This window comes from Pseudomonas sp. S12(2018) (assembly GCF_024355235.1).
GTDB classification, from domain to species: domain Bacteria; phylum Pseudomonadota; class Gammaproteobacteria; order Pseudomonadales; family Pseudomonadaceae; genus Aquipseudomonas; species Aquipseudomonas palmensis.
This window is the reverse complement of the sequence record NZ_QLAD01000001.1, coordinates 595,425-607,929: the sequence shown is the minus strand read 5'-3', so window position 1 is coordinate 607,929 and position 12,505 is coordinate 595,425. Positions and strand designations below refer to the sequence as shown.

The 12,505-nt window shown below is 63.4% G+C and carries 12 protein-coding genes; 10 read left to right on the top strand and 2 right to left on the bottom strand.

Annotated features, from left to right (window positions below; all coding sequences use genetic code 11):
* Window positions 1-30: 30 nt before the first annotated feature.
* The 5 genes from DN388_RS02870 to groL all read left to right on the top strand — a co-directional run bounded on the left by DN388_RS02870 (window position 31) and on the right by groL (window position 4,646).
* On the top strand, window positions 31-1,038 hold the full coding sequence (locus tag DN388_RS02870; RefSeq protein ID WP_043862087.1) for a DUF481 domain-containing protein: 1,008 nt from the start codon (window positions 31-33) through the stop codon (window positions 1,036-1,038).
* 100 nt (window positions 1,039-1,138) lie between these two features.
* On the top strand, window positions 1,139-1,870 hold the full coding sequence (locus DN388_RS02865) for a HugZ family protein (RefSeq protein WP_088515535.1): 732 nt from the start codon (window positions 1,139-1,141) through the stop codon (window positions 1,868-1,870).
* Between the two features lie 66 nt (window positions 1,871-1,936).
* On the top strand, window positions 1,937-2,395 hold the full coding sequence (locus tag DN388_RS02860; RefSeq protein ID WP_054914827.1) for an FxsA family protein: 459 nt from the start codon (window positions 1,937-1,939) through the stop codon (window positions 2,393-2,395).
* Window positions 2,396-2,656: 261 nt separating this feature from the next.
* Window positions 2,657-2,950 (top strand): co-chaperone GroES, encoded by a 294-nt coding sequence (locus DN388_RS02855; RefSeq protein WP_009050540.1) that lies wholly within the window; start codon window positions 2,657-2,659, stop codon window positions 2,948-2,950.
* Between the two features lie 46 nt (window positions 2,951-2,996).
* Window positions 2,997-4,646 carry a chaperonin GroEL gene (gene groL / locus DN388_RS02850; protein ID WP_043862090.1) on the top strand — a complete coding sequence of 550 codons (1,650 nt, stop codon included), beginning with the start codon at window positions 2,997-2,999 and terminating at the stop codon, window positions 4,644-4,646.
* An 87-nt stretch (window positions 4,647-4,733) separates the two neighbouring features.
* Here groL and DN388_RS02845 read toward each other — a convergent pair whose 3' ends face one another.
* Entirely contained in the window at window positions 4,734-5,489 is a 756-nt protein-coding gene (locus DN388_RS02845) for a phosphatase PAP2 family protein (RefSeq protein WP_043862091.1), read from the bottom strand.
* Between the two features lie 181 nt (window positions 5,490-5,670).
* Between DN388_RS02845 and colR the strand changes: the two genes are divergently transcribed.
* The 5 genes from colR to DN388_RS02820 all read left to right on the top strand — a co-directional run bounded on the left by colR (window position 5,671) and on the right by DN388_RS02820 (window position 9,365).
* Window positions 5,671-6,354: a two-component system response regulator ColR gene (colR, locus tag DN388_RS02840; RefSeq protein WP_043862092.1), complete on the top strand. Its 684-nt coding sequence runs from the start codon at window positions 5,671-5,673 to the stop codon at window positions 6,352-6,354.
* Window positions 6,344-7,645, top strand: coding sequence for a HAMP domain-containing sensor histidine kinase (locus tag DN388_RS02835; protein WP_100633518.1), 1,302 nt, complete (start codon window positions 6,344-6,346; stop codon window positions 7,643-7,645). Before colR ends, DN388_RS02835 begins: the two co-directional genes overlap by 11 nt.
* Window positions 7,646-7,742: 97 nt before the next feature.
* Window positions 7,743-8,423: a class I SAM-dependent methyltransferase gene (locus tag DN388_RS02830; protein WP_043862094.1), complete on the top strand. Its 681-nt coding sequence runs from the start codon at window positions 7,743-7,745 to the stop codon at window positions 8,421-8,423.
* A 4-nt stretch (window positions 8,424-8,427) separates the two neighbouring features.
* The gene (locus tag DN388_RS02825; protein ID WP_254996600.1) at window positions 8,428-9,141 is read left to right on the top strand and encodes a lipopolysaccharide kinase InaA family protein; all 714 of its coding nucleotides are present in this window, start codon (window positions 8,428-8,430) and stop codon (window positions 9,139-9,141) included.
* Entirely contained in the window at window positions 9,138-9,365 is a 228-nt protein-coding gene (locus tag DN388_RS02820; protein ID WP_043862096.1) for a hypothetical protein, read from the top strand. The genes DN388_RS02825 and DN388_RS02820 overlap by 4 nt, the downstream gene beginning before the upstream one ends.
* 81 nt (window positions 9,366-9,446) lie before the next feature.
* Here DN388_RS02820 and DN388_RS02815 read toward each other — a convergent pair whose 3' ends face one another.
* Window positions 9,447-12,494: a multidrug efflux RND transporter permease subunit gene (locus tag DN388_RS02815; protein WP_123752842.1), complete on the bottom strand. Its 3,048-nt coding sequence runs from the start codon at window positions 12,492-12,494 to the stop codon at window positions 9,447-9,449.
* Window positions 12,495-12,505 lie beyond the last annotated feature (11 nt).

Genomic DNA, 12,505 nt, shown 5'->3' with positions numbered 1-12,505 from the left:
TTTCTGCGACCCCGAGTTTCTGTACTGCCTATGTATTCTAGAGCCTTGTTGTGCCTTGTGATGACCGGTGTCTGCGCCCCTGCGGTGGCCGATACCGTATGGATGAAGAACGGCGACCGGCTCAGCGGCAAGATCAAGGTCTTCGACGGTGGCAAGCTGGTGCTGCAGACCGAGTACGGTGGCTCCATCGCGCTGGACTGGAAGAAGGTCAAGACCCTGGAGAGCGACCAGGAACTGCTGGTCAAGCAGGACGCCTACACCGGCGAGAAGGCCAAGTCGCTGCAGGCCGGTGAAGACGGCCAGGTGATCCTGGCCAATGGCGAGGCGCCCAAGGCGGTTGAACTGGCCAGCATCCAGCAGATCATGAAGCCCAAGCCGCTGGTCGAAGACATGCTGTGGAAGGGCAACATCGACCTGGCACTGGACTACAAGCGCGCCGAGACCGACAGTGACGACTACGACGTCGACTTCAAGACCACTGCCCGTCACGGTCGCTGGCGGCATAACGCCGAGGGCGAGTACAACCGCGAGACCAAGAACGACACGACCACCACCAACAACTGGAGCGCCGAATACGCGCTGGACCGCTTCATTACCGAGCAGTGGTTCTGGCAGGGGCGTCTGAACTACAAGCGCGACCACATCGAAGACCTGACCCGCCAGCGCACGGTCGGTACCGGCCCGGGCTACCAGTTCTGGGACGACGAGCTGGGCGCGTTCTCGCTGGGTTCGCTGCTCAACCGCACCGACTACGAGTACAGCGACGGCGGCAAGGACAACTTCTATTCGCTGGGCGTGAAGTGGGACTACAACCGCTACCTGATCGGCAAGTCGGTCGAGCTGTTCACCAACGGCGAGGTTGGCAAGCCGCTGGGCGGCGTGGCGGACTACAGCCTGGATGCCGAGGTAGGCCTGCGCTACAAGGTCACCGAATGGGCATCGCTGAACCTGAAGGCCGAGAAGGACATCATCAGCGGCACCAGCGACAGCGACCTGGACAAGACGCGCTACACCGTCGGCTTCGGCGTGGCCTGGTAAACCGCTTTCGCATTCAGGGGCCGGCGCCTGCAGGCCCCTTGGCAATCGCCACTGATAATGATTAGCTTGTCGCGATCACACCTTTCCCAGGAGCACCCCCGTGAGCGCGAAGGCTGCAAGGCAGGCAAGAGAGCTGCTGCTCAAGGAGTACCGTGGCGTACTCTCGACCCATTCCAAATCGATGCCCGGCTTCCCCTTCGGTTCCGTGGTGCCGTATTGCCTGGACGCCGACGGTAACCCGCTGATCCTGATCAGTCGCATTGCCCAGCACACCCACAACCTGCAAAAAGACCCCAAGTGTTCGCTGCTGGTAGGCGAGCGCGATGCCGAGGACGTGCAGGCGGTGGGTCGTCTTACCGTGATGGCCGAGGCCCACAAGCTGGCCGACCCCGAGGCCATCGAGGCCGCCGCCGGGCGCTATTACCGCTACTTCCCCGAATCGAGCCAGTACCACAGCGCCCACGACTTCGACTTCTGGGTGCTCAGGCCGGTGCGCCATCGCTATATCGGCGGCTTCGGCGCGATTCACTGGCTGGACGACGTGACCCTGGCCAACCCGTTCGCCGGCAAGGCCGAGGTGAGCATGGTCGAGCACATGAACGACGACCATGCCAACGCCATCGCGCACTACGTCGAGCTCAGCGGCCTGCCTGCCAGCGCACCGGCCTCGCTGGTAGGGATCGATACCGAGGGCATGCACCTGCGCATCGGCCAGGGCCTGCACTGGCTGGCGTTTCCAAGGTCTTGCAATACACCGATACAAGTACGCGAAGCCCTGGTTTTGCTGGCCCGCGCCGAACAGTGGCCTGATCGCGAGGCGGTCGAGGGTTGAAATTGCAACGGCCAGCAACCATTTAAGGTCGTACCTGCAAGGACATCTTGCGTAGAGGAACCCTTGATGCGTGCTTTTCTACTGCTGTTTCTGCTTTTCCCGGTGCTCGAGCTGTATGTGTTTTTCAAGGTCAGCACCGCGATCGGATTTTTCCCGGCGCTGCTGCTGATCATCGCGGGCTCGGCCCTCGGTGTGCTGGTGGTGCGGGTCGCGGGCCTTGCCACTGCGCTGCGTGCGCGGGCGAGCCTGCAGCGCGGCGAATTGCCGGCCGAAGACATGTTCCACGGCCTGATGCTGGCCCTGGGTGGCGGTCTGCTGTTGCTCCCCGGCTTCATCAGCGACGTGATCGGCCTGATCGTGCTGTTGCCGTTCAGCCGCCGGTTGCTGGCCAACAAGCTGCGCCAGCGCGCCGAAGCCCAGGCCATGCGTCAGCGCGCCTTCGGCGACGACCCGTTCAATGCGCCGCCAGGTGCACCGCGTCAGCCCAATGTGATCGAAGGCGAATACGAAAAGCGTGACCCGTGACGCGAGCGCTCGCCCGCGTAGCATGAAACGGCCCTTCGGGGCCGTTTTTCATTTGGCGCGCCGGCCTGCAAAAATTTTCATCGGCAAGCCTTGTAATCGCCTTGGCCGACCTCATGTATGGGTCACCGCAAGGTTTCTGGGCATTTGCCCCAGACAATACATGCGTGGCCCGCCCCGCGGTCCACGATCGGCTACGCCGAAAGCATCAACACGCCGGTAACGATACCGGCCGATGAAAACCACTATCAGGAGAGATCGACAATGAAGCTTCGTCCTCTGCATGACCGCGTCGTCATCCGTCGCAGCGAAGAAGAATCGAAAACCGCTGGCGGTATCGTTCTGCCAGGCTCGGCCGCTGAAAAACCCAACCGTGGCGAAATCGTCGCCGTGGGTACCGGCCGCATCCTGGACAACGGCGAAGTGCGCGCGCTGGCCGTGAAAGTGGGTGACAAGGTGGTTTTCGGCCCGTACTCGGGCAGCAACACTGTGAAAGTTGACGGCGAAGACCTGCTGGTAATGGCTGAGAACGAGATTCTCGCCGTTATCGAAGGCTGATCCGCTGGTTTCCCGTTACTCCAAAGTATTCAAGGATTAAACGATCATGGCTGCTAAAGACGTAAAATTCGGCGATTCCGCCCGTAAGAAAATGCTGGTTGGCGTCAACGTTCTGGCTGACGCGGTAAAAGCGACCCTGGGCCCGAAAGGCCGCAACGTGGTTCTGGCCAAGAGCTTCGGCGCGCCAACCATCACCAAAGACGGTGTTTCGGTTGCCAAGGAAATCGAACTCAAGGACGCCTTCGAGAACATGGGCGCCCAACTGCTGAAAGACGTGGCCTCCAAGGCTAACGACGAAGCGGGCGACGGCACCACCACCGCTACCGTTCTGGCTCAGGCCATCGTCAGCGAAGGCCTCAAGGCCGTTGCTGCCGGCATGAACCCGATGGACCTCAAGCGCGGTATCGACAAGGCCACCATCGCCATCGTCAAAGAGCTGAAGAACCTGTCCAAGCCATGCGCCGATTCCAAGGCCATCGCTCAGGTCGGTACCATCTCGGCCAACTCCGACACCTCCATCGGTGAAATCATTGCCGAAGCCATGGAAAAAGTCGGTAAAGAAGGCGTGATCACCGTCGAAGAAGGCTCGGGCCTGGAAAACGAACTGTCGGTTGTAGAAGGCATGCAGTTCGACCGTGGCTACCTGTCCCCTTACTTCGTCAACAAGCCGGACACCATGGTTGCCGAGCTCGACGGCCCGCTGCTGCTGCTGGTCGACAAGAAGATCTCCAACATCCGCGAACTGCTGCCAGTACTGGAAGCCGTTGCCAAGGCCGGTCGTCCGCTGCTGATCGTGGCTGAAGACGTCGAAGGCGAAGCGCTGGCTACCCTGGTGGTCAACAACATGCGCGGCATCGTGAAAGTGGCTGCGGTCAAGGCACCTGGCTTCGGCGACCGCCGCAAGGCCATGCTGCAGGACATCGCCGTCCTGACCGGCGGTACCGTGATCTCCGAAGAAATCGGCCTGAGCCTGGAGTCGACCACCCTGGAGCACCTGGGCAACGCCAAGCGCGTGACCCTGTCCAAGGAAAACACCACCATCATCGACGGTGCTGGCGTTGAAGCCGACATCGAAGCACGCGTCAAGCAGATCCGTGCCCAGATCGAAGAGACTTCCTCGGACTACGACCGTGAAAAACTGCAAGAGCGTCTGGCCAAGCTGGCTGGCGGTGTTGCCGTGATCAAGGTCGGTGCCGGCACCGAAGTTGAAATGAAAGAGAAGAAAGCCCGCGTTGAAGACGCTCTGCACGCTACCCGCGCAGCCGTCGAAGAAGGCGTGGTACCTGGCGGTGGCGTGGCGCTGGTTCGCTCGCTGCAGGCCATTGCCGAGCTCAAGGGCGACAACGAAGACCAGAACGTGGGTATCCAGTTGCTGCGTCGCGCCGTCGAGTCCCCACTGCGCCAGATCGTTGCCAACGCCGGCGACGAGCCAAGCGTGGTAGTCGACAAGGTCAAGCAAGGTTCGGGCAACTTCGGTTACAACGCTGCTACCGGCGAGTACGGCGACATGATCGAAATGGGCATCCTGGACCCTGCCAAGGTGACCCGTTCGGCTCTGCAGGCCGCGGCCTCGATCGGTGGTCTGATGATCACTACCGAAGCCATGGTTGCCGATGCGCCTGAAGACAAGGCTGCCGGTGGCATGCCTGACATGGGCGGCATGGGTGGCATGGGCGGCATGGGCGGCATGATGTAAGCCAGCCTTACCCGCTTGAAGAAGAGCCCCGCCTTGTGCGGGGCTTTTTTATGTCTGGCAGAAACCCTTCGCCAGCAAGGCTGGCTCCTACAGACGTTCAGCGAATCCTGTAGGTGCCAGCCTGGCTGGCGAAGCGGCCAGTGACGGCTTGCGATACAACACCAGCCAGTAGCACCCCAACCCGATCAGCCAGCAGAACACCGCTGTCCACACATTGTGCGAAAAGAAGTGGGCGCCCTGCAGCATCCTGCCCACCGAAAACACCACCCCCAGGCCAAAGGCGAACACCAGCGCGGCCTTGGCCAGGCGTGGCTTGCGATCACGCAGGACAAAAAACAGCGCAAACAGGGTAAACCCCGTGGCCGCATGCCCGCCCGGCCAGCAGCGCCCTGGCTTGTCGGTGGCGGGGCGGGCCTCTAACAGCTTGCTGTAGGTTTCCTGGCCGCCGAATTCGCTCAGGCTCCAGGGGCACTGCACCGCCGTCGCGGCCTTGAGCGGCGTCACGAAGCCGGTCGACAGGCCCATCGCCAGCACCAGGCAACCCAGTTCCCGGCGCCAGCTCTTGAGGCGCTGCAGCACAAAGCTGGCGGCAAAGCCGACGATGGCCAGCACCGCGAACAGGATGACCAGCTCCTTGGCGCGGTCATGCAGGATGTCTTCGAGAAAATAGCTGTGACGACCGATGAACTGGCCCGCCTGCGGGTCGAACGCGAGGTTGGCCAGGGCCATGTCCAGGTCGGTCAGCTCCAGCAGGATCAGGCACACGGCGGTCAGCAGCGGAATGCCCAGGGCAATCCACAGGTTCAGCGGGCGGGACGCGGGCAAAGGGGGAATGGCAGGCATGGCAGGGTCCAGGCAGGCAATGGAAACTGCCGATTGTGTGCCGGCGCGCCTACGCTATGTGTGAAGCTGGGGTGAAAAAAATGTCAGTTGCGATTAAATCCATGCGGCGCTGGCGGGGCCTGGACGATGGCCTTAAGCTGCGCCTGCCAAGCAGGCAAACGAGGACGGGGGAGAGGTACCGATGCGAATTCTACTGGTTGAAGACAACCGCGATATCCTGGCCAACCTGGCCGATTACCTGGGCCTCAAGGGCTACACCGTCGACTGCGCCCAGGACGGCCTGTCGGGCCTGCACCTGGCTGCCACCGAGCACTACGACCTGATCGTGCTCGACATCATGCTGCCCGGCATCGACGGCTACACGCTGTGCAAGCGCCTGCGCGAGGATGCCCGGCGCGATACCCCGGTGATCATGCTGACCGCCCGCGACCAGCTCGACGACCGCCTGCAGGGCTTTCGCTCCGGCGCCGACGACTACCTGCTCAAGCCGTTCGCCCTGTCGGAACTGGCCGCCCGCATCGAAGCGGTGCTGCGCCGGGCCCAGGGCGGTGGCCGGCGCAGCCTGAACGTCGGCGACCTCAGCTACGACCTCGACACCCTGGAGGTCACCCGCCAGGGCAAGTTCCTCAAGCTCAACCCGGTCGGCCTCAAGCTGCTTGCAGTGCTGATGCAGAAGAGCCCCCACGTGCTGCGCCGCGAGGTACTGGAAGAAGCCCTGTGGGGCGACGACTGCCCCGACAGCGACAGCCTGCGCAGCCACGTCCACCAGTTGCGCCAGGTGATCGACAAGCCATTCGACAAGCCCCTGCTGCATACCGTGCACGGTGTTGGCTATCGACTGGCCGAGGGTCGTGATGGAGTTTAAGCAAAGCCTTGCCCAGCGCATCATCATCGCCTTCGCGCTGATGAGCGCGCTGGTGGCCGGGGCCTTCGCCTTCGGCATCGTGGCCACCGTGCACCTGGTGGAAGAGCGCCTGATCTCCTCGGTACTGGGGGGCGACCTCAAGCGCATGCTGCTGATGGACAGCGTATCGGAGTGGAGCCACCGCCCGCGGCCCGACCAGTTGTTCTACTACAGTGGCGGGCGCGACGACTTCGACCTGCCCAAGGACCTGCGTCACCTCACCCCGGGGTTTCACGAAGTGTTTCGCGAGCACCTGTCGTACCACGCCATGGTCGAGGTGGTGGACGGGCGGCACTACGTGCTGCTGCAGGACCAGAGCGATTTCGAAGAACGCGAGCGTGTGCTGTTCGCCGTGGTGGTGGTGGGCTTCGTGCTCAGCCTGGCACTGGCGGTGTTCCTCGGCTGGGTGCTGGCACGGCGGGTGATGGCCCCGGTGATCCGGCTGGCGCGCCAGGTGCGCCACCGCGACCAGTTGCTGGGCCTGGCGCCGCCCCTGGCGCCGGACTACGCGGCCGACGAAGTGGGGCAACTGGCGGTGGCCTTCGACGCCACCCTGGGGCGCCTGCGTGATGCACTGACCCGCGAGCGGCTGTTCACCAGCGATGTCAGCCATGAACTGCGCACGCCCCTGATGGTGCTGGCCAGCTCGTGCGAGCTGCTGCTGGAGAACCCGGCCATCGACAATCGCGCCCGCGCCCAGGTCGAACGCATTTCGCGGGCCACCGAAGAAATGCGCGAGCTGGTGCAGACCTTCCTCATGCTCGCCCGCGCCCAGCGCGACGAGGGTGCCGTCGCTTCGCGGGCAAGCCTGCGTGAGGTGGGCAACGAACTGATCGGCGTCTGGCGCGACACCATCGAGCAGAAGGGGCTGACCCTCACCTACCACGACACCGGCGCGCTGCCGACCCTGTACAACGCCACGTTCCTGCAATCGGTGATGGGCAACCTGCTGCGCAATGCGGCGCACTACACCGACCAGGGGTACATCCGCCTCACCCTGGAGCCCGATGGCTTCACCGTCGAGGACAGCGGCGTGGGAATTCCCGAGGAGCATCGCGAGGCCATGTTCCAGCCGTTCGTGCGCGGCGGCGAAAAACGCGGGGAGGGGCTCGGGCTGGGCCTGTCGCTGGTGCAGCGGATCTGCGAGGACCAGGGCTGGAGCGTCAGCCTGAGCGCCGCCGAGCCCCATGGTTGCCGGTTCCATGTGAAATTGGGCACGGCCGGGTCGCAGGCCCCCGGAAACACCTTGTAACTTACCGACGCAACCTGACATTTTTTTCACGTTCGCATGACCTGACGCCAACGTCGCCCTGCTTAAGGTAGGCGGCATTGGAGTCAGGAGATGCACCATGCGCAGTCCCATCAAGCTCAAGTTTTCCGAGAAGTACGACGAGCAGCACGCTCAACAGTACCTGCACAAGCACCAGGACGGCATTGCCCGCCGCTTGTCCCACCAGCGTGACGAGCAATTGGCCCGGCGTGCCCTGGCGCTGGCCGGGGAGCCTGGCCTGGTGCTGGACCTGCCCAGCGGTGCCGGCCGTTTCTGGCCGCTGCTGGCCGAAAAGGCCAACCGCGTGATCATCGGCGCCGACAATTCCGCCGCCATGCTGCAGATCGCCTGCGGGTCGCAACCGGCAGAAGTGGTCAAACGGGTACGGCCCTTGCAGACATCAGCCTTCGCCATCGATCTGCCGGACAACGCGGTAGACAGCATTTTCTGCATGCGGCTGTTCCACCACATTGGCGAAGCGGCCCATCGCAAGGCGATTCTTTCGGAGTTTCAACGGGTTAGCCGCGACAGCGTGATCATCTCGTTGTGGGTGGACGGCAACATCAAGGCCTGGCGGCGTAAGCGCCTGGAAGCACGCCGTAACAACGGGCAGGCCGATGGCAGTTACCAGAACCGTTTTGTGTTACCAGCTGCTACGGTTGAACAGGAGTTCGAGGCCGCAGGTTTCCGTATTCAGGAACGAATGGACTTTTTGCCGTTCTATGCGATGTGGCGAGTTTACGTATTGCGCAAGGGGTGAAGGAATGGCTGTGGAAGGAACGGGCGGTACGGCGGTCTCGGATCAATTCGATTACTTCTGGCAGCGCCAGGGCGAATGGGTGGAGGCACCCAACCAGCGGCGTGGCGGCGAAAGCGGCGTGCAGCGCCTGAGCGACGAGACGGGCCATCTGCTGTATGCCAAGCGCCAGGTCGGGCATATCTACCGCAGCCTGCTGCACCCCTTCGGTCGCCCCACGGTATTGCGTGAGTTCGCTGCCCTGAGCAGTTTCGAGCAGTTGGGCGTGCGGGTGCCGCATATCGTCTATTGCGGCGTGGAGCGCGATGCCCAGCACCAGTGGCGGGCGCTGCTGGTCAGCGAGGCGCTGGATGGTTTCGAGGAGATCGACCTGTGGTACGCCGGCGGCGGGCGCGAGCAGCACGGCGAGGCGCTGCACGACCGGGTGCTCGAGGACCTGGCCGGCAACCTGGCGCGCATGCACCGCGGGCACTGGCAGCATGGCTGCCTGTACAGCAAGCATATTTTCGTGAAGGTGACCGGCGAGGGCGCGGATGCGCGTGCCGAGGTCGCCTTGCTGGACCTGGAGAAGTGCCGCCGGCGCATCAGCTGCCAGCGTGCGGCCGCCAATGACCTGAAGCAACTGCGCCGCCATTCGTCGTGGGACGATGCGGACTGGAAGAAGTTGCTCTACTTTTACGAAGTGGCGTTTGGCAGCGCTGTCAAAGGTTTAGAGCAATGAAACTAGAAATAGCACGAGGTTTGTTTCTGCTTGTGGCGTTGGCGGTGGCTTCGGTGGCTTTCGCCGCGTGGGAGGAGCCGCGTCCGCAGGTGCTCAGTTCCATCGACCTGGGCGCGCAGTGTCCGCTGCCACGGACGGCCAAGCCGGTCGTCACGGCGCAACCGGACCATGACCTGCTGTTGTTCCTGTTCGGCATGAGCCGGGGGCTGCGCTCCAACGGGTGATGAAGTGTATCGACGCGGGTCAAGCCCGCTCCCACAGGGTTGCAGTGATCCTTGCGGGAGCGGGCTTGACCCGCGATGCGTTCAACTCGATTCCAGCGCCGTACTTGGCATTTCCTTCCTGGCCAGCAACGTATACACGCACGGCAACACGAACAACGTGAACAGCGTGCCCACCGACATCCCGGTGGCGATCACCATGCCGATGTCGAACCGACTCACCGCCCCGGCGCCCGTCGCCAGTATCAGCGGCACCATGCCGAATACCATCGCCGCCGTGGTCATCAGCACCGGCCGCAGGCGTATCGCTGCCGCTTCCTCTACGGCATCCCGCGCAGTCAGCCCCCTGTGCAGGCGCAACTGGTTGGCGAACTCGACGATCAGGATGCCGTGCTTGCTGATCAGCCCGATCAGCGTCACCAGCCCCACCTGGGTGTAGATGTTCATGCTCGACCACCCCAGAAACAGCGGAATCAATGCTCCACAGATCGACAGGGGCACCGTCACCAGGATCACCAGCGGGTCGCGGAAACTCTCGAACTGCGCCGCCAGCACCAGAAAGATGATCGCCAGCGCCAGGCCGAAGGTCACCCACAGCGCACTGCCTTCCTGCACGAACTGACGTGCCTGCCCGCTGTAGTCGAAGGCGAAGCCTGCCGGTGCCTCCTGCTGGGCGATGCTGCGCACCGTCTCCAGGGCCTCGCCCATGCTCACCAGCGGGAAGCCCTGGATGATCGCCGAGTTCAGCTGCTGGAACTGGTTGAGCTGGCGCGGCCGCGCGCGGTCGCTGACGCTGATCAGGGTCGACAGGGGCAGCATCCGGCCCTGCTCGTTCTTCACGTAGTAGTTGTTCAGCCAGCCGGGGTTGTCGCGGTAGGCCTGCTCGACCTGGGCGATCACCTTGTAGCTGCGCCCCTCGATGGTGAAGCGGTTGATCTCGGCCTCGCCCAGCAGCGTGGCCAGGGTGCCGCCCAGGGCATCCATCGACACCCCCATCTGCGCCGCCTTGGCCCGGTCGATATCCACCACCACCTCCGGCTTGTCGAATGCCAGATCGATGTCCAGGAAGGCGAACTTGCCCGAGGCCTGGGCGCGGTCCTTGACCCGCTGCGCCACTTCCAGCAACGACACGTAGTCATTCGGCGTGTTGATCACGAAGGCAAATGGCAGGCCTTCGCCGGTGCCCGGCAGGGAGGGCAGGTTGAAGCCGAAGATCTGCAGGCCGCTGATGGTCGCCAGCTTGGCCTGCACCTCGGGAAGCAACTCCATCTGGGTGCGGCTGCGCTGGTTCCACGGCTTGAGCAGAAAGCCGCCGATGCCCGATTGCACGCCGTTGAAGCCGTTGATCTGGAACGAGGAGTAGTACTCGGGGAATGACTTGAAGATCGTGATGAACTCGTCGGTGTAGGCGTTCAGGTAATCGAGGTTGGCCGGTTGCGGGGCGGTGGCCATCATGAAGATGATGCCCTGGTCTTCGTCCGGGGCCAGCTCGTTCTTGCTGAACATCAGAAACACCGGGATCAGGCACAGCACGATCAGGGCGAACACGATCACCACCGGCCGGGTCTCGAGGGTGCCGTGCAAAAGCGTCTGGTAGCGGCGCTTGAGCCGCTCGAACAGCTGGTCGAGACGATGGGCCAGGCCGCTGGGGTTCTGCTCCGGGCGCAGCAGCAGGGCACACATCATCGGCGACAGGGTCAGCGCGACGATGCCGGAAATCACCACGGCCCCGGCCAGGGTCAGGGCGAACTCCTTGAACAGGGCCCCGGTGAGGCCCTCTAGGAAACCGATGGGGGCGTACACCGCCGCCAGGGTGATGGTCATCGAGACCACCGGCATGGCGATCTCCCGGGCGCCTTCCAGCGCGGCGTCGAACGGCGTCTTGCCCTCCTCGATATGGCGGTGGATGTTCTCCACCACCACGATCGCATCGTCCACCACCAGGCCGATGGCCAGCACCATCGCCAGCAGCGTCAACAGGTTCAGCGAGTAGCCCATCAATTGCATGAAGAACAGCACGCCGATCATCGACAGCGGGATGGTGATCACCGGGATCAGCACCGAGCGCAATGCACCGAGGAACAGGAACACCACCACGATCACGATCAGCACCGCCTCGACCAGGGTCTTGACCACCTCGTCGATGGAGGCCTGGATGAACAGCGTGGCGTCATAGGCGATGGAGGCCTTGAGGTTGGGCGGCAACTGCGCTTCCAGCTCCGGCATCAGCTTGCGCACCTCCTTGATCACGTCCAGCGGGTTGGCGGCCGGGGTGGCCTTGATGCCGATGTACACCGACGGCGTGCCGTCGAACGAGCTGACCGTGTCGTAGTTCTCCGCGCCCATCTCCACCCGTGCCACATCGCCCAGCAGCACGCGGCTGTCGCCCTTGGTCTTGAGCGGGATGGCGGCGAAGGCTTCGGCCGACTTGAGTTCGGTGGTGGCGTTGATGCTGGTGACCACGTACTGGCCCTTGACCTCGCCGGCGGCGGACAGGAAGTTGTAGCGGCGCACCGCGGCAGTCACATCGCCGGCGCTCAGGCCGTAGCCGGCCAGCTTCACCGGGTCGATCCACAGGCGCATGGCGAACACCTGGTTGCCGAGAATCTCGGCTTCGGCCATGCCGGGCAGGGTGGCGAGCTTGGGCTGGATCACCCGCGACAGGTAGTCGGTGATCTGCGGGTTGCTCAGCTCCTTGCTGTAGAAGCTGATGTACATCAGCGCCGAGGCATCGGCGGCCTCCTTGCTCAGCACCGGGTCCTCGGCGTCCTGGGGCAGCTTGTTCTTGACCTCGTTGGCCTTGGCCAGCAGCTCGGTGAACAGCCGGTCGCTGTCGGAGCCGATGCGCGCGTAGATCGAGATCACCGAAAAATTCTGCCGGCTCACCGAGGTCATGTAGTCGATGCCTTCGGCACTGGCCAGGCTCTGCTGCAGGGGCTGGGTGATGTAGCCCTGGATGGTTTCGGCGTTGGCCCCTGGGTAAGCGGTGGTCACCGTGATCAGGGCGTTTTCCATTTGCGGGTACTGGCGGATCGGCAGTTTGCTCCAGGCCTGGAACCCCAGCAGCACGATCAGCAGGCTGACCACGCTGGCCAGCACCGGGCGACGGATGAACGGGTCGGTAAAGGCCATGGCGGTTCCTT